The organism is Streptococcus sp. FSL R7-0248 (genome assembly GCF_037967965.1).
GTDB lineage: Bacteria > Bacillota > Bacilli > Lactobacillales > Streptococcaceae > Streptococcus.
In genome coordinates this window covers 1755723-1777031 of sequence record NZ_CP150201.1, presented here as the reverse complement: position 1 = coordinate 1777031, position 21309 = coordinate 1755723, and the positions used below count along the sequence as shown (strand labels likewise).

Genomic DNA, 21309 nt, shown 5'->3' with positions numbered 1-21309 from the left:
TTACTGGAGAATATCATTGACTAAAGAAGAATTACTTGAATTGGTTGTCAAAGCTGCTGATGAAAAGCGAGCTGAAGACATTGTTGCCCTTGATTTGTACGGCCTTACAAGCCTAACAGATTATTTTGTTATTTTGAGTGCAATGAATAGCCGTCAGTTGGAAGCTATTGCCGACAACATCCGTGAGAAAGTGAAAGAAGCTGGCCTTGACGCTAGTCACATGGAAGGTGACAACAAGGGTGGTTGGATTCTTTTGGATCTTAACGATGTCGTTGTTCACATCTTTACAGAAGATGAACGTGCACACTATAACCTCGAAAAACTCTGGCATGAAGCACCAATGGTGGATGTGTCAGCTTATTTGGCATAAGAAATTGAACTCAGTTGGCGACAACTGGGTTTTGTTGCTTAAACTAAAGATTTAATAGGAAGGATAGAGCCTTGTGTTTGGTTGGTTTGTTAACTGAACACGAGATAAAAGCTGTGAGAAAAAGATAAACTTCCTTTGTGCTTTTGACGCTCTTTGTATCTTAGAAAGGATTTGAATCCGTCCTGTAATCGTCGGAAAACAGATAGTTCTATGTCGAATTATCAATATTAAAATTTATTATTTGGCGCAGTAGCTGATTGGACTCTTCATTCGCTTTTTAAGCTCGGAAGAGTACCTAATCAGCCTTGCGGGGGTGAGACAACGAACGATTTTTTTAAGAAAACTCGTTCTGTCTCACTCCCCCTAATTTTCATTCCGATTACGGACGGACTTGGTATCATCATTATGGCTACTTATGAAACTTTTGCGGCGGTCTACGACGCTGTTATGGATGATAGTCTTTACGATTTGTGGACGGATTTCTCCCTCCGTCATTTGCCAAAGACTAAGGACAAAAAGAAATTGCTCGAATTGGCTTGTGGAACTGGGATTCAATCTGTACGTTTTTCTCAAGCTGGTTTTGATGTAACTGGACTCGATTTGAGTGCTGATATGTTGAAGATTGCGGAGAAGCGTGCGTCTTCCGCCAAACAGAAAATTGACTTTATTGAAGGCAACATGTTGAATTTATCGCAAGCTGGTAAGTACGACTTTGTGACTTGCTACTCAGATTCAATCTGCTATATGCAGGATGAAGTAGAGGTTGGGGACGTCTTCAAGGAGGTTTATAATGCACTGAATGAAGATGGCGTCTTTATCTTTGATGTGCACTCAACCTATCAGACGGATGAGGTTTTCCCTGGCTATTCCTACCATGAAAATGCAGAAGACTTTGCTATGCTCTGGGATACCTATGAGGATGCGGCTCCGCATTCTATTGTCCATGAATTAACTTTCTTTGTCCAAGAGGAAGATGGAAGCTTTAGCCGTCATGATGAGGTGCATGAGGAACGTACCTATGAGGTCTTGACTTATGATATTTTGTTGGAGCAGGCCGGCTTCAAATCTTTCAAACTTTATGCCGATTTCGAGGACAAGGAACCGACTGAAACTAGTGCCCGTTGGTTCTTTGTGGCGCAAAAATAAGAGCTATGACAGTTACAGGTATTATTGCTGAGTTCAATCCTTTTCATAACGGCCACAAGTATCTCTTGGATCAGGCTAAAGGCGTAAAAATCGTTGCCATGTCTGGGAACTTTGTTCAGCGAGGTGAGCCAGCTATTGTGGATAAGTGGACTAGGGCTCAGATGGCTTTGGAAAATGGGGCAGACCTCGTGGTTGAGTTGCCATTCTTGACGGCAGTCCAGTCTGCCGATTATTTTGCTGCTGGAGCCGTCAATATCTTGTCCCGACTGGGAATTGATAGCCTTACTTTTGGAACGGAAGAAGTCATAGACTATCAGACTTTAGCCGATGTCTATGCTGAAAAGTCAGAGGACATGGAAGCCTTTGTGGAAAACTTGCCGAGTGACCTATCTTATCCACAAAAGACACAAAAAATGTGGGAGAAATTTACTGGTGTGGACTTTACTGGCAATACACCCAACCATATTCTAGGATTAGCATATGCCAAAGCTTGTGCTGGTAAAGGCATTAAGTTGAATCCTATCCAGAGACAAGGGGCAGGCTATCATTCCTCAGATAAGGAAGTATTTTTCGCTTCAGCAACCAGCCTACGTCTCCACAAGCAAGATAGTGATTTTGTGGATAAGTTCATGCCCAATAGCAAACTTTTTCAGAATTCTCCACAGGTCTCTTGGGATAATTATTTCCAATTGTTGGTTTATCAGATTCTTACAAACCCTGATTTGACTAGTGTTTTTCAGGTGAATGAAGAGATTGCCAGTCGTTTAAAAGCTGCTATCCGTGAGGCCTCTTCTGTGGAGGAATTGGTGGATAAGGTAGCAACCAAACGCTATACAAAAGCACGGGTACGTCGTATTTTGACTTATATCCTAGTCGGAGCTGTGGACAATCCTTTACCCCAGGCTGTTCATGTCCTTGGGTTTTCTCAAAAAGGGCAGTCTCATCTCAAATCTGTGAAAAAGTCTGTGGATATAGTGGCTCGGATTGGAAGGGAACCTTGGGATATGCTTACACAACAAGCGGATAATGTTTATCAATTAGGTAACCCCGAGCTTTGCGAACAAAACTTTGGACGTGTACCGATTAGAGTAAAATAGTTTTATAGAAGGTCTACCTCTGGTAGGCTTTTTAAATCTTTTTCGAATAAATATTGTAGAAAGTATAAACTTGTCAGGAACTTGTACAAGTTTATACTTTTGATATATAATAAAAGAAAAGAGGAAAACGAGGTATGCTAATGGAAGCAGTCGTCTATTCAACGTTTCGAAATCATTTGAAGGATTATATGAAAAAGGTTAATGATGAATTTGAACCTCTAGCTGTAGTCAATAAAAATCCCGATGAAGATATTGTAGTGGTCTCAAAGAGTGAGTGGGATAGCATTCAAGAAACATTGCGTATTGTTCAAAATAAAGAACTATCAGACAAGGTTTTAAGAGGAATGGCTCAGGTACGTGCTGGAGAGACTCAAGAACATGCACTAAAGGAGTAGAAAATGTTACTCACTTTCACTGAAGATGCATGGATGGATTATTGTTATTGGCAAAATCAGGATAGGAAGACACTTAAGCGAATTAATAAGCTAATTAAAGATATTCAACGGGATCCTTTTTCAGGTATTGGTAAACCAGAACCCTTGAAGTATGACTTTCAAGGAGCTTGGTCCCGAAGAATTGATGCTGAAAATCGTTTAATTTATATGGTTGATGGTAAGAGCGTCGCCTTTCTATCTTTTAAAGATCATTATTAGGTCTACCTCTGGTAGGCTTTTTTTACTTTTCGTAAAATATTTTCAAAAAGGTCAAAAAAGATCAAATAAAACTATTAACCTTTACTGACCAATGGTGTATTATAATCTCATAAGGATTTAGCTTCCTTATAAATCTTGCAGTGCTAGTCTAAATACTTGTCATAAAGTTATTTTGGTTTGACTACAAAAAAATATAACAAAGGTCAAAAAAAGTCAAAAAAACTATTGACTATTACTGACCAATATTGTAGAATATAAACATAAGGAAATGAAATCCTTATGAAGGCTGTCAAAACAGTCCATATACCGATATGAAAAGATTGCAGCTTGTCTGCTTAAATTTTCATTAAAAAGGTCAGTAAAAGTCAAAACTAAATTCTTGACCCAAGCAGATGAAAGGTATATGATAAAGCTATAAGGAAAAAGGTTTCCTTAATCTACAAGTTTCTTTCTGAAAGAGGCTTGGAAGTTAGCTATATTGAGAGATTCACAGAAAGAAGGTGGCTCTTATGCTAAATGACAATTTATTTAAGACTGTGAAAGTTCTCGGTCTCCTACCAAGAGCAAAACCTGAAATTATTAGAAGAGTAGTTGAAGCTACTAAAAATTTTTAGGGTTTTGGTCAGTAAAAGTCAAAACTTACACATTAACATAAAAAATAACATTTAAAAAATTTCACAAGAAAACACAAAACGAGGTAATTATATGAACAACAACTTTAACAATATGGACGATCTTTTCAATCAATTGATGGGGAACATGGGTGGTTACCGTTCAGAAAACCGTCGCTACATGATTAACGGTCGTGAAGTGACACCTGAAGAATTTGCTATCTACCGTCAAACAGGTCAATTGCCTAGTAATGAAGGTGAAGCAGTGAACCCAACTCAACATCAAGGTAAAGGACCTAAACAAGATGGTATTCTTGCTAAACTTGGTCGTAACTTGACTGAAGAAGCTCGCGAAGGTAAATTGGATCCTGTTATCGGACGTAACAAAGAAATCCAAGAAGCTTGCGAAATCTTGGCTCGTCGTACCAAGAATAACCCAGTCCTTGTCGGGGACGCTGGTGTTGGTAAAACAGCTGTAGTTGAAGGTTTGGCTCAAGCTATCGTTAATGGTGATGTCCCAGCTGCTATCAAGAACAAAGAAATCATCTCAATTGATATTTCTGGACTTGAAGCTGGTACGCAATACCGTGGTAGCTTTGAAGAAAACATTCAAAACTTGGTAAATGAAGTCAAAGAAGCTGGAAATATTATCCTCTTCTTCGATGAAATCCACCAAATTCTTGGTGCCGGAAGCACTGGCGATGGCCAAGGGTCTAAAGGTCTTGCTGATATCTTGAAACCTGCTCTTTCACGTGGTGAATTGACAGTGATTGGTGCAACAACTCAGGATGAATACCGTAACACTATCTTGAAGAACGCTGCTCTTGCTCGTCGTTTCAACGAAGTTAAGGTTAATGCTCCTTCTGCTGAAGATACCTTCAAGATTCTCCAAGGTATCCGTGATCTTTATGAAAAACACCACAATGTTATCTTGCCAGATGATGTCTTGAAAGCAGCAGTAGATTTCTCTGTCCAATACATTCCACAACGTAGCTTGCCAGATAAGGCTATCGACCTTGTCGATGTAACAGCGGCTCACTTGGCTGCTCAACACCCAGTGACTGATGTGAATGCTGTTGAACATGAAATCGAAGAAGAAAAAGCTAAACAAGAAGCTGCAGCTGCCAAAGAAGACTACGAAGCAGCTCTAAATGCTAAAGTTCGCATTGAAGAACTTGAAAAGAAAATTGCTAACCACACAGCAGACCTTAAAGTCACTGCAACTGTTAACGATGTGGCTGAATCTGTAGAACGTATGACTGGTATCCCAGTATCGCAAATGGGAGCAACTGATATCGAACGTTTGAAAGATATGGGCCACCGTTTGCAAACTAAAGTTATCGGTCAAGATAAAGCCGTTGAAGCAGTGGCACGTGCCATCCGTCGTAACCGTGCAGGATTTGACGAAGGTAACCGTCCAATCGGTAGCTTCCTCTTTGTAGGACCTACTGGTGTTGGTAAAACTGAGTTGGCTAAACAATTGGCTCTTGATATGTTCGGAACCAAAGATGCCATTATCCGTTTGGACATGTCAGAATACAGCGACCGCACAGCCGTTTCTAAATTGATTGGTACAACAGCTGGTTATGTTGGTTATGATGACAATAGCAATACTTTGACAGAACGTGTTCGCCGTAACCCATACTCAATCGTTCTTCTCGACGAAATTGAAAAGGCTGACCCTCAAGTCATCACCCTTCTCCTCCAAGTTTTGGACGATGGTCGTTTGACAGATGGTCAAGGTAACACTGTAAACTTCAAGAATACTGTGATTATCGCAACTTCAAACGCAGGCTTTGGTTACGAAGCTAACTTGACAGAAGATGCTGATAAACCAGAACTTATGGATCGTTTGAAACCTTACTTCCGTCCAGAATTCCTTAACCGTTTCAATGCTGTCATCGAATTCTCACACTTGAGCAAAGAAGATCTTTCTAAGATTGTCGACCTTATGTTGGTTGAAGTTAACAAGACGCTTTCTAAGAAAGACATTGACTTGGCAGTTAGCGAAGCTGCTAAAGAATACATGACTGAAGAAGGCTACGACGAAGTCATGGGTGTTCGTCCACTCCGTCGTGTGGTTGAACAACAAATCCGTGACAAAGTCACAGACTTCCACTTGGATAACCTTGATGCTAAACACCTAGAAGCTGATATGGAAGATGGTGTCTTGGTTATCAAAGAAAAAGATGCTAAATAAAAAGCATAAAACCTCCTAATCCTATTTATGAAGCAGAGATGTTAGTAGACATCTCTGCTTTTTTTCTTTTTTATTTAAGACTTTCCTTGGGTGCTACGGACGGAAGCGACTTCCTAACGGAATTCCATTCCTAAGATTTGAGTCTGGGTCTCAAATCTTCCGAGTGAGAGAAGCAATAGGACTTCTCTTACTTTTAGCACAGCGGAAAGTCTTGTTTTGTGTATAGCTGTGACTTTTATATTTATTCTTAAATATAAAATGAGATAAAATTGTTTAAATTATGATAATATGATAAATAGTTAAAAATATATTCTATTTTCAAGAAAGCGTTGACAACGCATTCATATCGCTATATAATTTTTGTGTAAAATTAAATTTTAGTTAGTGATTTCTTGGGCTTAATATTACAATCTTTTGTTATTTGATAAGGAGAAATAATGTTAAAAGTAGTTTTATGGATTTTGGCTATTCTACTTCTTGTAGGAATAGCAATGTTGAACCCCCTAATTGCAGCTGGTATTGTGATTGCAGGATTGTTAATCCAGTTGTTTTTGAAGAAATGAGTTAATAGGAAAAAAGTATGAAAAAGATAATATATGGTATTTTAGCGATTTTATTAGTGATTGTCGTAGGATTCATTTTTCTTAGCGTATATAAAGGGAGTGAGTCATCTGGTAATCAAAAACCAAAGACAGAAATCATAGTAAATGTAAAATCTTTGGAAAAGGTCAGTGAGTTAGTTTTACTCAATGCATCTATTCAAAAAGTTAAGTCAATAGAAAATAATACAAAGTTATTTGGTAGTAACTTTGTAATACCTGGTTCAGAAAAGAAAGCACTCATTATTCTAAATTATACGGCAAAATACGGCAAAATTCGGTATTAAGAATGATGTAACCATTAAAGATAATGGTAATCATAATTATCAAGTTACATTACCCAAATTTGAAGTTATTGGTGTTGAATTAGATAAAGACAAACCTTATACACTCTACGATACTAGTGGAGGGATTCTTAGTTATTCGACTAAAGACATAGATACTGGTGAGGCTGTTGCAGAAGGTTTTTCAAATAAGGAACAACAAGGTTTTATAAAGGACAATAAAAAATTATTAAAGGAGTCAGCCGAGAAGTACTACTCTACAATGATTAAATCTTTGGACCACGAGGCAAAAGTGACAATTGAAACTCAAAAATAAAGGTAAGGAAAAGATATGTTAAAGTAAATTTTTAATGTTAGCGTTTATGTACTTGCAGTTTTTGGATTTATATTTACATTGTTAATAATTTTTTTGGCTATTAGAGATTCTTCGAATGAAAATTCTACTAATGGCAATAATACGTCAAAAGTAGGACAAAGTATTACGGGTTCGAAAAAAAAGTAGCAAAAACGGAAGAACTATATAGTGATAAAAATATTAAAATAACAAGAACTGGTGGAAATATTATTATTGATAACTTAACGGATAAAGAAATTAATATTGAATCAACTATTGTAATTAACAATAGTATTGAAGCAACACCATTTAGTTCGTCACAATCTAGTATCGATCCGAAAGGAAAGCAGTCAGTATCTATATCAGAATTTGTTGCAGTTAATCCAGGACAGAAAGTTGAGGAATCAGACGAAAAAGCAAAAAAAGCAAACTACTATAAGCATAAAATGAAGAGCGGTGAAAATATTGGGTGGACTGCTAATATACAGAATGGTAACTATGATACAATGAATTCATTTAGTATAAATTTTAATTACTAATTGTGAGGAGATGCAGAATGGATTTATTGGATAAACTGTTAAGTAATAAGATTGTTAATACAAATGGTTACACACGTTCAGATACTGGTACCAAAGTCCATTCCTATTTAAGGACACATCCTAAAAATCAAGGCTTAACGAAATCAGCAACATGTTCTATTATTAATGCTTTAAAAAAGAAATAGTAATTATATGAAAATAGGTTTAGTAGCGTTCTCTTTAATCTGATTAGTGGTGCCTTTTATTATTGAATGGTACTTTCTGTTGTGAAAAAAAGGAACATTGAGTGACTATTACACTATCCATAAACTTTTTATAAGTTTTCATCATTGATAAAAAAGGTAAGTAGCACAGGCTACTTACCTTTATTCTTTATCATCACCTTGATACTTTTGCAAGCGTTCTTGGATGATATTGAGTCGGGGTTCGAGGTCTTTCTTGAAGACACGTGTTTTATAGTTGAGGTCTTGTTTGATGTCAGCAAGTACCAGGTTTTGTTCCTTGATGATGTCAAGGTTGCGTTTGATATTGTCCAAATCGTAGGAGATATTTTCTCGTGATTGGTTGAGGTCTAGGATTTCCTCTTTGATGTCTTCACGTCGTTTATAGGCGTAGTAGGCACCGTAGGCGAGGGCTCCAAGAGCTAGAAAGCGTCCAATTTTCATTCTGTTACCTCTTTAGCGATGCTGTCAGCAAGGTCAGCCAGGGCAGCGAAGTCTGGTTCGTGTTCGTCAAATCCCATGTGGATACCATCGTCTGCACCGTAACGAGGAACGAGATGAATATGAGCGTGGAAGACGGTTTGTCCAGCAACTTCTTCGTTGTTATTAAGGATATTCATGCCGATTGCTCTAGTTGCTTTTTGCACGGCACGAGCAATTTTTGGAACACGGCTAAAGACAGTCTCAGCAGTCTCAGCAGACATTTCTAAGATGTTACGAACGTGCTCTTTAGGAATAACCAAGGTATGTCCTTTTGTAGCTTGTGAAATATCGAGGAAGGCTAGAACCTTGTCGTCCTCGTAGACTTTTGATGAAGGGATTTCTCCAGATATAATTTTACAGAAAATACAATTATCCATAATAACGACCTTTCCATGAGTTTTTGTTATAATAGATTATATCATACCAAAGAGAGAAAAGATAATGCTTAAATTAGAAAAGGTGACGGGTGGTTACGCTAATATTCCCGTCCTAAAAGATGTGACTTTTGAGGTGGCTGATGGTGAATTGGTTGGTCTCATTGGTCTTAATGGTGCTGGGAAATCAACAACAATTAACGAGATTATTGGTCTCTTAACACCTTATGGGGGACAGATTGCTATTGATGGGTTAACTATTCAACAAGATCCAGCTAGCTATCGTCAGAAGATTGGCTATATTCCTGAAACGCCAAGTCTCTATGAAGAGTTGACGCTTCGTGAACATTTGGAAACGGTGTTGATGGCCTATGGTCTTGATGTGACTGAGGGGATGGCACGTGCGGACAAGTACCTCAAACTCTTTCGCTTAGATGAAAAGTTAGATTGGTTCCCGACTCAGTTTTCAAAGGGAATGAAGCAGAAGGTCATGATTATCTGTGCCTTTATTGTTGGTCCAAGTCTTCTCATTGTTGATGAGCCCTTCCTAGGTTTGGATCCCTTGGCGATTTCGGACTTGATTGAGCTTTTGGCTGAGGAAAAAGCGAATGGTAAGGCTATTCTCATGTCGACTCACGTTTTGGATTCGGCTGAGAAAATGTGTGAACGTTTTGTCATCTTGCATCACGGTCAAGTCTTGGCACAGGGGACCCTTGAAGAGCTTCGTGAGACATTTGGTGACAGTAGTGCCAGTCTTAACGATATTTACATGCAGTTAACTAAGGGAGAATTGTCATGATAGCTAAGCTATTTAAGGAGCGTAGCAAGCGATTCAATGCCCGCTGTGCTAAGTATAGCCGCTACGTCTTTAATGATCACTTTATCTTGGTTCTTCTCTTTCTGCTAGGTTTTGTCTTGGTTCAGTATAGCCAGTTGCTGAAGCATTTTCCAAAAAATCCGTGGGCAATCATTCTTGGCCTGCTTGTGCTTTGTCTGTTATTACCTTTCTGGGGGAATATTGCGACTTATCTAGAACCTGCGGACAAGCACTACCTTTTGGTTAAGGAAGAAGAGGTGCTAGACCATGTTAAGAAGGCAACGGGGCGTGCTTTTAGATTTTGGGTAATCGTACAAACCCTGATTTTTATTTTGGTTATTCCTCTCTTTTTAGCCTTGGGACTTCCAGTTTGGGGAGTTATCCTTGTAGCTGTGGCTATGGCTATTCTTAAGTATGTTATTTTCCAGAAAAAGGCTCAACCTTTTTATAAGCAGTCTGGACTGAATTGGACTGAAGCTATTGCAGGAGAAAATAAGCGTCAACAATCGATCTTGAAGTTCTTTTCACTCTTTACCAATGTTAAAGGGATTACGTCGAGTGTTAAACGTCGTGCCTATTTGGATGGTATTCTCAAACGTACAAAGAAAGACAAGGAAAATACCTGGTATAATCTTTACCTAAGAGCCTTCTTGCGTTCTGGAGATTACTTTGCCCTTAGCCTACGCCTTTTTGCCCTAACGCTTTTAGTTATCTTTTTGGTTCCTGAAAAATGGCTGGCTATGGTGCTTGTGGTTGTTTTTGACTACCTCTTGCTCTTCCAGCTCACAGCGCTAAAATCACACTTTGCTTATCAGAGAATGGCTAACCTTATGCCAGTTGGAAAAGACATGCAGGTGAGCAATCTTAAGCACTTGATTACTCAGATTGTACTTGTGCTGACTCTGGTCCAGGCTATTTGCCTCTTCGATCTTAAGTTTAGCCTGATTTTGGTTGGAATTATGCTAGTTTTGAGCCTTGTTTACCTACCAGCCAAGCTTAAGAAGATGATTGACTAACACCTATTAAATAAGTTAAAATAGAAACGAATGACTAAAGAAAAAGGAGATGCCTAGGTGACATCAACAGATAAAGATTTGAGCCTGACTCCTCTCAAAGGAAATAGTGGTAAGGCCTATATGGGAACTTACCCAAACGGAGATCGCGTCTTTGTGAAGATGAATACAACACCAATCTTGGCAGCTCTTGCCAAGGAACAGATTGCACCACAGCTCTTGTGGGCTAAGCGTCTGGGAAATGGTGACATGATGAGTGCACAGGAGTGGCTTGATGGTCGTATTTTGACCAAACATGACATGAACAGTAAACAGATTATCCAAATTCTTGGTAATTTGCACCGCTCTAAACACTTGGTTAATCAACTTTTGCAGTTGGATTATCATATTGAAAATCCTTTTGATCTTCTACACGAGTGGGAAGAAAATGCTGCTTACCAATTGCGTGAGAATGGCTTCCTTCAAGACGTTGTTAGAGATTTGAAACGTCATCTTCCAGAGTTTCGTGCAGAGATTGCAACAATTGTTCACGGAGATGCTCGTCATAGTAACTTTGTCATCACAACCTCAGGATTGATTTATTTGGTTGATTGGGATTCTGTACGTCTAACAGATCGTATGTATGATGTGGCACAGATCCTCAGCCATTATATTCCATTGGCACATTGGCCACAGTGGTTGTCATATTATGGCTATAAGAACAATGACCTTGTGATGGACAAGATTTACTGGTATGGGCAATTTTCATATTTGACACAGATTTCAAAATTCTTTGATAGTCGTGATATGGAACATGCCAACCGAGAGATTTATGAACTTCGTAAATTCAGAGAGACCTTGCACAGATATTAGAAAGTAGACATGCGAGTTAGAAAACGTAAAGGTGCAGAGGAACACCTAGCTAACCATCCTCAGTACGTTATTCTTGAGCCGGAAGCTGCTAAAGGTAAGTGGCATGAGCTTTTTGGTAATGATAATCCTATCCATATCGAGGTAGGATCTGGTAAAGGGGCCTTCATTACTGGTATGGCCCAACAAAACCCTGACATCAACTACATTGGTATTGATATTCAGTTGTCTGTTTTGAGCTATGCCTTGGATAAGGTCTTGGCTTCTGGTGCTGAAAATGTCAAGCTCTTGCGCGTGGATGGTTCAGCTTTGACCAATTATTTTGAAGATGGCGAAGTGGATATGATGTATCTGAATTTCTCAGATCCATGGCCTAAGAGCCGTCATGAGAAACGTCGTCTAACTTACAAGACTTTCCTAGATACTTATAAGCAAATTTTGCCTAAAAACGGAGAGATTCACTTTAAGACAGACAACCGTGGACTTTTCGAATACAGTTTGGCGAGCTTTTCACAGTATGGAATGGTTATCAACAAAGTTTGGTTGGACCTTCATGCCAGTGATTATGAGGGCAACGTCATGACTGAGTACGAGCGTAAGTTCTCAGAAAAAGGTCAGGTCATCTACCGAGTAGAGGCTCAGTTTAAAGATTAATTATTGAAAACTTGATTAAAAATAACGATTAGCCTATTGATGGCTAATCGTTTGATGTGGAGAGGTCGCATAGAGGCCGAGTGCGCACGCTTGGAAAGCGTGTAGTCCTTAACGGGGCTCGGGGGTTCGAATCCCCTCCTCTCCTTTGAGAAATAGACAAAGTGTCCCTTCCGTTTTAGAAGGGACACTTTTTAGGTATAGTAATTAAAAAGAAGATGGTTTTAACAGCTTTTTATGATAGGAGGACTCAATCCTTAGTCCCAAGGGCTCTGAATCCCTGCTACCCAACCGGTACAGAGGGCGCTAGTAATGTTAAAGCCACCAGTATGGGCATTGATGTCAAGGACCTCTCCTGCAAAGTGTAGGTGAGGGACTTTTTTACTTTCTAGAGTCTTGGGATTAATTTCCTTAAGGTCAACGCCACCTTTAGTCACAAAGGATTTGGCAAGTGACATTTTACCTGTGATTGGAATTTCCATGCCCTTAAGCTGACTGATAATGTTTTCCAAGTCTTTGGGATGCAGTTGTTTAACCTTGCTATCAGCCTTGTCTTCTGCTAGGAATTCAGCGACACGCTCAGGTACAAGAACTTTGAGGGTGTTTTTGACAGATTTCTCGCGATTTTCCTCAAAGTAAGCCTTGAGATTTTCTTGGCTTTGGTTGGGAAGAAAGTCCAGATGAGCTATCTCACCACCCTTGACAAAACTGGAAAGACGTAGGGCAGCTGGGCCAGATAGGCCAAAATGGGTGAAGAGAAGGTCATGGGTAATCTTGTGCTTGCCATAGGATAGAGTGACATCATCAAGAGAAATTCCTTGTAAGGCCTTGTGGGGGAAGTCGGTTAGGAGTGGACTTTCCGCAGCTTCAAGATCAGTGACTTGGAGCTTAAAATGACGGGCAATATCATGTCCAAAACCAGTTGAACCAGTCGATGGATAAGATTTTCCTCCAGTTGTAACGATGAGTTTATCACTGGTAAAAGTTTGGTCTGAAGACTTAACTTGGAATTGCTCATCAACCTTTTTGACGGAGACAACTTCTGTATTGGTGAGGATGCTAGCACCAAGTTCCTGAATTTTATTTTCCAGAGCTTGGATGATGGTCCGAGATTTATCTGTCTTAGGGAAGACACGTCCGTGATCCTCAACCTTGAGTTTGACACCATTGTCCTCGAAAAAAGCAATGATATCGTGGTTATCAAACTGTGAAAAGACGCTATAGAGGAAACGGCCATTACCTGGAATACCTGCTAGAAGATCGTCTAAAGTCCCGTTGTTAGTAACATTACAACGTCCACCACCAGTACCAGCCAGCTTCTTTCCGAGACGTTTATTTTTTTCAATCAGAAGGGTTTGTTGGCCATAGAAGGCTGAGGCAATAGTCGCCATCATGCCAGCAGGACCCCCACCAATAACGATAGTATCAAAATGTTTCATGCCTTTATTTTAGCATAATTTAAAAAGGGAGAATAGTTTGTAAATGGTCAGTTTTTTTAGATAATTTATGTTAGAATAGGAGTAGAAGTTTAAATTAGAATAGTTATTAACTATGGAGGAAAATATCGTGTCTGAAAATAACATGAAACACCGTTCATCTGTCTACGATAGCATGGTTAAATCACCTAACCGTGCCATGCTTCGTGCGACTGGGATGACGGATGATAGTTTTGAAAAGCCTATTGTTGGGGTTATCTCAACTTGGGCTGAGAACACACCATGTAATATCCACTTGCACGGTTTTGGTCAAATTGCCAAAGAAGGTGTTAAAGAAGCGGGTGCTTGGCCAGTTCAATTTGGTACGATTACTGTTGCAGATGGTATTGCCATGGGGACACCAGGAATGCGTTTCTCATTGACATCTCGTGATATCATCGCTGACTCAATCGAAGCAGCTATGGGTGGTCACAACGTCGATGCCTTTGTTGCTATTGGTGGTTGTGATAAGAACATGCCTGGTTCTATGATTGCCATTGCTAACATGGATATTCCAGCGATTTTTGCCTATGGTGGTACCATTGCACCAGGTAACCTTAACGGTAAGGATATCGACTTGGTTTCTGTTTTCGAAGGTATCGGTAAATGGAACCACGGTGATATGACCGCAGAAGAGGTTAAAGATCTTGAATGTAATGCCTGCCCTGGTCCTGGCGGTTGTGGTGGTATGTATACTGCCAACACAATGGCGACAGCAATCGAAGTAATGGGGATGAGCCTTCCAGGATCATCATCTCATCCTGCAGAATCAGCTGAGAAGAAAGCAGATATCGAAGAAGCAGGTCGTGCAGTTGTTAAGATGCTTGAACTAGGTCTTAAGCCATCAGATATCTTGACACGTGAAGCCTTTGAAGATGCCATCACTGTCACAATGGCACTTGGTGGTTCAACAAATGCGACACTTCACTTGCTCGCTATTGCTCATGCAGCTAACGTTGATTTGACACTTGAAGATTTCAACGATTTCCAAGAGCGTGTGCCTCACTTGGCTGACTTGAAACCTTCAGGTCAATATGTCTTCCAAGATCTTTACAATGTTGGTGGTGTACCAGCCGTTATGAAGTACCTTCTTAAGAATGGTTTCCTTCACGGTGATCGTATCACATGTACTGGTAAGACTGTTGCAGAAAACTTGGAAGCCTTCGATGATTTGACACCAGGTCAAAAAGTCATCATGCCGCTTGAAAATCCTAAACGTGCTGATGGTCCATTGATTATCTTGAAAGGTAACTTGGCTCCAGAAGGTGCGGTTGCCAAAGTATCAGGGGTTAAAGTTCGTAACATCACTGGTCCTGCTAAAGTATTTGACTCAGAAGAAGATGCCATCGAAGCAGTTCTTTCTGATGAAATCGTTGATGGCGACGTAGTTGTTGTACGTTTTGTAGGTCCTAAGGGTGGTCCTGGTATGCCAGAAATGTTGTCATTGTCTTCAATGATCGTTGGTAAAGGTCAAGGGGACAAGGTTGCCCTCTTGACAGATGGACGTTTCTCAGGTGGTACTTACGGACTCGTTGTTGGTCACATTGCTCCTGAAGCTCAGGTTGGTGGACCTATTGCCTACCTCCGTACAGGTGATATGGTTACAGTTGACCAAGATACCAAAGAAATTACGATGCACGTTTCAGACGAAGAGTTGGCGAAACGTAAAGCCGAAACTGAGTTGCCACCACTTTATAGCCGTGGTGTCCTCGGTAAATACGCCCACATCGTTTCTTCAGCGTCACGTGGTGCCGTTACCGACTTCTGGAACATGGATAAATCAGGTAAAGCCTAATGATATGATATAAAACAAAATCACACCGGACATTTGTTCGATGTGATTTTTTGATATTAAATCCTGAGACAGTTGTTGGCAGTATGATGACAAGTAATGGTTTGTCTGTTGTTACTCTAGTAAAAACCGGTTGGAAATGTCCAATCGGTTTTCCTTTTATTTTCCGCCTCGAGGTGAGATACCAAGAGCGATACGTCCATAACGACTGATGCGTGTCATCTTCCAGACTGGTGAATAAGTGGTTTCCACCTTGACAGAGTTAATACCGTCAATGGATTTTAGCTTTTCAGCGATTTCATAAGGCATAGTCTCTTCACAGCCACAACCAGTATCAGTAAAGGTCATAAGGAAGTAGCAGTGGCCATTTTCATCGACAGTGATTTCATAAATCAAACCAAGGTTGTAAATGTCTAGCTCAATCTCAGGATCGAATACAGTGGTCATTTGTTCGACGATTGGCTCTAAGAAGGGCTGGGCCAAATCATTGACCTTAATATCATCACGGAAGTTTTTCATAGGACTCATTCTTTCTATTTTGCTTTTGTTTATTATGGCATAATTTAGGGCTTTTTTCAATCTCGGATGGCAATATGAGGCTTTAGTAAGCGAGTAAAGTAACAATAAAAAAACTCCAACAGTCAAACCGTTGAAGATAATGTGATTTATGCTTCAATATCAAGTCGTTTTGCAACCAAGGTTGCTCGAATACCATCAAAAATTGGAGCAAGAATGAAAATCCCAAACCTTGTGGAATTGTTCCCACCATTCCTAGATACAACAGATCTGATACCGACCAAACCCAATTTGGAAGTACCGATTGTTTAAGTCAAAGACTTTCCTTCTATATACATTTATACCCACACATAGTTTACCAAAAGCCTAGCTTCCTATCAAGTAAATTGTTTGAAGAGTGAAAGGAAAAAAGTCCTTCAGATATCCAGAATAACTAGTCAAATTGACAGAAAGGAGTGATTGTGATATTCTCATAGTAAGACATTTCAAGAGAAAATGAGGCTATTATGAGTATTGAAAAGACAGTCAGCGAGATTGCTGAAATCCTTGGTGTTAGTCGTCAAGCAGTCAATAATCGTGTCAAACAACTTCCAGAAGAAGATCTAGAAAAAAATGCTAAAGGGGTTACTGTCGTTAAGCGCAGTGGCTTGATTAAGTTGGAGGAAATTTACAAGAAAACCATCTTTGACGATGAACCAATCGATGAAGAAACAAAACAACGTGAGTTGTTGGAGATTCTTGTAGACGAGAAAAACTCTGAGATTGCCCGTCTCTATGCTCAGTTGAAGGCTAAGGACGAGCAGTTGTCTAACATGGATGACCAATTGCGTGTTAAAGACGTTCAAATCGCCGAAAAGGACAAGCAAATTGATCAACAGCAGCAATTGACCTTGACTGCAATGAAGGACAAGGAAGAGCTTAAACTGGAACTTGATGAGGCTAAGGTTGAGGTTGACGAAGCCAAGGCCCAAGTGGAAGAAATCCAGACCAAACAAGAAGAAGCTTCTAAAAAAGGTTTCTTTGGACGTCTATTTGGAAAATAAAAAAGAAGCTGGGACTCAGTCTCAGCTTTAACTATTGTAGGAGATTAAAATGGAAAATTTAGAAACTTATATTGCCTTTGATTTGGAGTTTAACACAGTGGATGGTGTTAGCCATATTATCCAAGTATCGGCTGTTAAGCTGAACCAGCATGAGGAAGTGGACCAGTTTGATTCTTTCGTCTATTCGGATGTTCCTTTGCAATCCTTTATCAATGGTTTGACTGGAATTACAGCGGATAAGATTGCCAAGGCACCAAAGCTAGAGTCTGTTCTGGCGGATTTTAAATCATTTGTTGGTGACACTCCACTTATTGGCTACAATGCTCTTAAATCAGATTTGCCTATTCTAGCTGAAAATGGTTTAGATTTGGAAGAGCAATATGCTTTAGATGTTTTCGATGAGGCCTTTGACCGTCGTGCTTCTGATTTGAACGGTATTGTTAACCTCAAGTTGACTAGTGTGGCAGATTTCTTTGGAATCAAGGGACACGGTCATAACAGCTTGGAGGATGCTCGTATGACCGCACAGATTTACGAGAAGTTTCTCGAATTAGATGAGAATGCCAAACTCTTGGAGCAACAGGAAGAAGTCAGTAACAATCCTTTTGCTGCCTTAGGTTTGGGTGGCCTTTTCGACTAGGGCTTTACAGAAGCTGTAAAGGGTGTAAAGAGTGATAGCTAACTTTTTCTGTAAGAAAAGAAAATCCTCTAGGGTTAGGGCTTGCATATTACCTTGCGTTATAAGGTAGAATCTAGGTATCAAAGGTGGTGGAGGACCTCCTTTGATAGAAAATCTTAAAAGGAGGTGACTGAGATGTCGCAGTTTTCAACAGGAGAGTTGGCTAAGGCAGCAGAAGTGTCTGTTAGGACTGTCCAGTACTATAATCAACGTGGTATTTTGACGCCATCTGAAGTCACAGAAGGTGGTCGGAGAATCTATCACGACTCAGACTTGGAACGCCTGCAAGTCATTTGTTTCTTAAGAGATTTGGACTTCTCAATCAAACAAATCAAGAAACTCTTGCAAGAGGAGAATAGGGAACAGGTTTTAGAGCTTTTGTTGACAGATCAAATCGAGAGCTTGGAAAAGTCTTCAGAGGAAATAGAGGTCAAACTAAAACGTGCCCGTCACTTGCAAAAAGCAACTGCTAAGTGGCGTCAACTTTCACTAGAAGATTTGTCAGACATTTCACGTCTTATGGAAAATCAAAAATCATGGCGAAATTTGCAGTTGAGAATGTATGGGAGTGTCGTTCTAATCTCCCTTCTTTATCTGATAGGTCTACTGATAGTTATTTATTATTTTAAGGATCCGAGAGGTTTGTTTGTTGTCTGCCCCGCATTTATCATAGCCACAAATTTAGTGGTGTTTCACTATAGAAAGCAGTTCGAATACCTCTGTCCTAATTGTCATAGGACCTTTGATCCAAGTTTTAAAGAGTTTGCTCTTGCCGGACATACACCAAGGACTCGAAAACTGACTTGTCCTCATTGTCATGTTAAGACCTACTGTTTGGAGTTGGCTAAGACTAAAACGAAATAAATTTATCGAATATAAAAAAACGCTTGAGAATTACTTCTCAGGCGTTTTTAGCTTATTCAACTGAACTTAGAGCTTCGAGCATATTTAGTTTGGCAAGGCGTTTGTTAACGACGAAGCCAAGGATAATAAGAATGAAGCCGATAAGAACAGCTGGTAGAAGGTAAGTAGCCAATCCGATCGATGGATCAAACATGATACGATCTGGCGGAATGATGCTTACCATATATTGGTGGAGTGCTTGTCCAAGACCAAACCCTACGAAGATACCGATGATAGACAGGTAAATAGTTTCACGATAGATGTAGAGGGATACTTCATTATTGTAGAAACCAAGAACCTTAACGGTTGAAAGTTCGTGGATACGTTCTGAAACGTTGATGTTAGTTAGGTTATAGAGAACAACCACAGCAAGGAGAATGGAAACCGTAATCAAAATACCAATAACCTGTGTCAATGAATTGACCATAGTGCTGATTTGCAGTTTAAGATTGTTGTTTTGAACAACACCGTAAACATTTGGCAAGTTGATGAATTTGGCTGCCATATTTTCAACATTTTGCTTAGTTGGTTCAGCGAGAGTAACAAGGTTGGCGTTGTTCACTGAAGGTGTCCCAAAAGCCTTTTGGTAGTAGCTAGCATTCATAAAGAGGAAATGCCCCATGTACATTTCAGTGATACCAGCTATCTTAATCTTGACAGATTCATCCTGACTGTTTTGCACAGTAATGGTATCTCCGACCTTGAGGTTTAGAAGTTTTGCCATTTTTTCAGAGATAATTGCTCCGTCATTAGATAGCTTTAGAGTCTTATTGCGGTCTCGGTCGTGTAAGCTAACGTAACTGTCAATGAGTTTTTCGTCACGGTCGTTGAAGACAAGAGTTGAGATTTCTTGGGTGTCCTTATTGGTACCGGCAATTTTTTGCAAGGTTTCAAAATGGACATTCAAGTATTCTTTGACGTCTTTGCTATCGAGGAGTTTAGTGAGTTCCTCATCCAGAGCACTTGACGCATTTGGTTGCTTGGCAACAATCATATCATAGTGAATGATGTCTTCAAACTGTTGCTGGTTAAGGTTAGATACAGAAGATCGAATTCCTAAACCTGCGAAGAGAAGTGCAATAGAACCTGCGACACCAAAGAGGGTCATAAACATCCGTTGCTTATAGCGGAAAATATTACGCATGGTAACTTTTTCCGTAAAGCTGAGACGTTTCCAAAGCGGTGTGATGCGCTCTAGGACAATCTTAGCTCCTGCTCGAGGTGGTTTTGGAAGGAGGAGTTGGGAAGGTTTTTCCCAGAGCTCTTTCTTGGCAACCACAAAGGCAGGTAGCACAGCAGATAAGAGACCTAAAAGGAAGGCCACAAGGGTAAGTCCTAAGTAGAAGTGCAATTCAAAAGCAGGAAGCTGCAAATCGCTCTTATAAGTGTTGTGAATTAGAATCGGAAGTAGTGTATGACCGGTAATAACACCTGCGGTTGTACCAGTAATACTCGTTATCAAACCATAAATGACGAATTTATGGATAATTCGCGAATTACTGTAGCCTAGGGCGTTGAAAATACCAGCCTTACCACGCTCTTCTTCAACAAAGCGTCCCATGGTTACAAAGGTAACCAAAGCTGCCATAAAGTAGAGAGCGACAGGGAAGATGTTACTCACATCGTGAATGATGTTAATATTACTTTCATAAGCAACATATCCCTCGGAACCCGGAATCTCTCGACGTGAGTAGAATTGATAGCTGGGCGCTGGTAAATTATCAACCATTGCTTGACTTTCTTCGAGTTCTTTTTGCTTGGCTTCAATCTTGGTAGTAGCTTCTTTGACACTAGCAGCTTCAGCAGCGTTGCTTGTAGCCATTTGCTGGGTCTGTGCGAGGGCTGTTTCAAGTTCTTGTTTAGCTTGAGTAATTTGAGCTTGAGACTGAGACTTGATCTCAGTTAGGCGTTTCTCAGGTTCATCTTTAAAGAGTTTCTTAAGTTCAGCCTTTCGTTCAGAAATCTTATTTGCGTATTCTTCACTAAAAGGACTAACATTTTCCAAATCCTTGTAGCGGATGCGGGCAATCATGTAATCATTAGAGGTGAAGTTCGTCTCTGGAACAATGGCGTAGCCATCTAGTTTCCCCGTACCAGCGCTGGCATTACCAAGACGGTTCCTAGAGAGAAGTTCAGAGGAATTAACAAAACCAGTAATGGTATATGTTTGTTCCTTTAACTGTTTTTGCCCTGAGCTATCTACTGGCTCAGAAAAGTTAATCTTATCTCCAACGCTATATTCTTCTTTATAAGTTGAGGAAAGAGCGATTTCCCCGTCCTTGGTAGGAAGTTTCCCCTCAATAAGGTCGTAAGTGGAGATTTTCTTAGGTTTAGAGAAGATACGAAATGCCGTATTCGTTCCCTTGACGACAGCATCTTTGAAATAACCATACTCGATGTCTACATTTTTCTTTTTAATTGTATTGAGAAGGTCCTGATCGGTTTGGTTGATACTGTAAGTACTGATTAAGCTCAAGTCAGCTGTTTGATGCGTCTTGAAGAAGTGTTCCCCAGTTTTCTTCATATTAGGAGAAGTTACTTTAAGACCAATCAAGGCAAAGGATCCCAGTGCCATAAGTAAGGCAATAGAGAGCATACGCCCTTTAGAAGCTACAAAGGTTCGCCAAACATCTTTCCAATAAGTTGTTTTTTTCATGACG

General features: G+C 40.0%; 21 protein-coding genes, 1 tRNA gene and 1 pseudogene. 18 read left to right on the top strand and 5 right to left on the bottom strand.

Translation table 11 applies throughout. The annotated features are described in order from the left end of the window. Nucleotides 1-16 precede the first annotated feature (16 nt). The 9 genes and pseudogenes from rsfS (at nt 17) to NYE32_RS08005 (ending at nt 8018) form a co-directional block, all read left to right on the top strand. The gene (gene rsfS, locus NYE32_RS08045; protein ID WP_014632696.1) at nt 17-370 is read left to right on the top strand and encodes a ribosome silencing factor; all 354 of its coding nucleotides are present in this window, start codon (nt 17-19) and stop codon (nt 368-370) included. A gap of 405 nt (nt 371-775) precedes the next feature. Further along, the gene (locus NYE32_RS08040; RefSeq protein WP_155198243.1) at nt 776-1516 is read left to right on the top strand and encodes a class I SAM-dependent methyltransferase; all 741 of its coding nucleotides are present in this window, start codon (nt 776-778) and stop codon (nt 1514-1516) included. Between the two features lie 5 nt (nt 1517-1521). Further along, nucleotides 1522-2613 carry a nucleotidyltransferase gene (locus tag NYE32_RS08035; protein WP_156685234.1) on the top strand — a complete coding sequence of 364 codons (1092 nt, stop codon included), beginning with the start codon at nt 1522-1524 and terminating at the stop codon, nt 2611-2613. Nucleotides 2614-2753: 140 nt separating this feature from the next. Continuing rightward, nucleotides 2754-3008 (top strand): type II toxin-antitoxin system Phd/YefM family antitoxin, encoded by a 255-nt coding sequence (locus NYE32_RS08030; RefSeq protein ID WP_060971904.1) that lies wholly within the window; start codon nt 2754-2756, stop codon nt 3006-3008. 3 nt (nt 3009-3011) lie between these two features. Beyond that, the gene (locus tag NYE32_RS08025) at nt 3012-3266 is read left to right on the top strand and encodes a Txe/YoeB family addiction module toxin (protein ID WP_070579630.1); all 255 of its coding nucleotides are present in this window, start codon (nt 3012-3014) and stop codon (nt 3264-3266) included. Nucleotides 3267-3971: 705 nt separating this feature from the next. Beyond that, the gene (locus NYE32_RS08020) at nt 3972-6077 is read left to right on the top strand and encodes an ATP-dependent Clp protease ATP-binding subunit (protein ID WP_014634941.1); all 2106 of its coding nucleotides are present in this window, start codon (nt 3972-3974) and stop codon (nt 6075-6077) included. 437 nt (nt 6078-6514) lie between these two features. Beyond that, the gene (locus NYE32_RS08015) at nt 6515-6640 is read left to right on the top strand and encodes a hypothetical protein (RefSeq protein WP_002884447.1); all 126 of its coding nucleotides are present in this window, start codon (nt 6515-6517) and stop codon (nt 6638-6640) included. 17 nt (nt 6641-6657) lie between these two features. Then, nucleotides 6658-7276: pseudogene (locus NYE32_RS08010) on the top strand (DUF4230 domain-containing protein). 574 nt (nt 7277-7850) lie between these two features. Then, nucleotides 7851-8018, top strand: a complete 168-nt coding sequence (locus tag NYE32_RS08005) for a hypothetical protein (protein WP_192573950.1) — start codon at nt 7851-7853, stop codon at nt 8016-8018. Between the two features lie 180 nt (nt 8019-8198). Here the strand turns inward: NYE32_RS08005 and NYE32_RS08000 are convergent, their stop codons facing one another. Further along, entirely contained in the window at nt 8199-8498 is a 300-nt protein-coding gene (locus tag NYE32_RS08000; protein ID WP_060972580.1) for a hypothetical protein, read from the bottom strand. Further along, nucleotides 8495-8914, bottom strand: a complete 420-nt coding sequence (locus tag NYE32_RS07995) for an HIT family protein (protein WP_037599159.1) — start codon at nt 8912-8914, stop codon at nt 8495-8497. The genes NYE32_RS08000 and NYE32_RS07995 overlap by 4 nt, the downstream gene beginning before the upstream one ends. A 64-nt stretch (nt 8915-8978) precedes the next feature. Between NYE32_RS07995 and NYE32_RS07990 the strand changes: the two genes are divergently transcribed. The 5 genes from NYE32_RS07990 to NYE32_RS07970 all read left to right on the top strand — a co-directional run bounded on the left by NYE32_RS07990 (nt 8979) and on the right by NYE32_RS07970 (nt 12389). Beyond that, nucleotides 8979-9710 carry an ABC transporter ATP-binding protein gene (locus NYE32_RS07990; protein WP_060972581.1) on the top strand — a complete coding sequence of 244 codons (732 nt, stop codon included), beginning with the start codon at nt 8979-8981 and terminating at the stop codon, nt 9708-9710. Beyond that, entirely contained in the window at nt 9707-10744 is a 1038-nt protein-coding gene (locus tag NYE32_RS07985) for an ABC transporter permease (protein WP_060972582.1), read from the top strand. Before NYE32_RS07990 ends, NYE32_RS07985 begins: the two co-directional genes overlap by 4 nt. 57 nt (nt 10745-10801) lie before the next feature. Continuing rightward, entirely contained in the window at nt 10802-11593 is a 792-nt protein-coding gene (locus NYE32_RS07980) for a phosphotransferase family protein (RefSeq protein ID WP_002884270.1), read from the top strand. Between the two features lie 9 nt (nt 11594-11602). Continuing rightward, on the top strand, nt 11603-12244 hold the full coding sequence (gene trmB, locus NYE32_RS07975) for a tRNA (guanosine(46)-N7)-methyltransferase TrmB (RefSeq protein WP_060972583.1): 642 nt from the start codon (nt 11603-11605) through the stop codon (nt 12242-12244). A 58-nt stretch (nt 12245-12302) separates the two neighbouring features. Beyond that, nucleotides 12303-12389, top strand: a tRNA-Ser gene (locus tag NYE32_RS07970). Between the two features lie 109 nt (nt 12390-12498). Here NYE32_RS07970 and NYE32_RS07965 read toward each other — a convergent pair. After that, nucleotides 12499-13680 carry an NAD(P)/FAD-dependent oxidoreductase gene (locus NYE32_RS07965; RefSeq protein ID WP_060972584.1) on the bottom strand — a complete coding sequence of 394 codons (1182 nt, stop codon included), beginning with the start codon at nt 13678-13680 and terminating at the stop codon, nt 12499-12501. A 127-nt stretch (nt 13681-13807) separates the two neighbouring features. Between NYE32_RS07965 and ilvD the strand changes: the two genes are divergently transcribed. Beyond that, on the top strand, nt 13808-15511 hold the full coding sequence (ilvD, locus tag NYE32_RS07960) for a dihydroxy-acid dehydratase (protein ID WP_060972679.1): 1704 nt from the start codon (nt 13808-13810) through the stop codon (nt 15509-15511). Between the two features lie 156 nt (nt 15512-15667). Here ilvD and NYE32_RS07955 read toward each other — a convergent pair whose 3' ends face one another. Next, complete coding sequence (locus tag NYE32_RS07955; RefSeq protein WP_037598415.1) at nt 15668-16027, bottom strand: metal-sulfur cluster assembly factor; 360 nt, start codon at nt 16025-16027, stop codon at nt 15668-15670. A gap of 503 nt (nt 16028-16530) precedes the next feature. Between NYE32_RS07955 and NYE32_RS07950 the strand changes: the two genes are divergently transcribed. The 3 genes from NYE32_RS07950 (at nt 16531) to NYE32_RS07940 (ending at nt 18610) form a co-directional block, all read left to right on the top strand. Then, entirely contained in the window at nt 16531-17067 is a 537-nt protein-coding gene (locus NYE32_RS07950; protein WP_002884601.1) for a DUF536 domain-containing protein, read from the top strand. 49 nt (nt 17068-17116) lie between these two features. Next, nucleotides 17117-17707: a 3'-5' exonuclease gene (locus tag NYE32_RS07945; protein WP_002891650.1), complete on the top strand. Its 591-nt coding sequence runs from the start codon at nt 17117-17119 to the stop codon at nt 17705-17707. A 174-nt stretch (nt 17708-17881) separates the two neighbouring features. Further along, nucleotides 17882-18610 (top strand): MerR family transcriptional regulator, encoded by a 729-nt coding sequence (locus tag NYE32_RS07940; protein ID WP_060972585.1) that lies wholly within the window; start codon nt 17882-17884, stop codon nt 18608-18610. Between the two features lie 52 nt (nt 18611-18662). On the opposite strand, the gene NYE32_RS07935 is transcribed toward NYE32_RS07940, so the two are convergent. After that, nucleotides 18663-21305 (bottom strand): FtsX-like permease family protein, encoded by a 2643-nt coding sequence (locus tag NYE32_RS07935; protein ID WP_060972586.1) that lies wholly within the window; start codon nt 21303-21305, stop codon nt 18663-18665. Between the last annotated feature and the right edge of the window lie 4 nt (nt 21306-21309).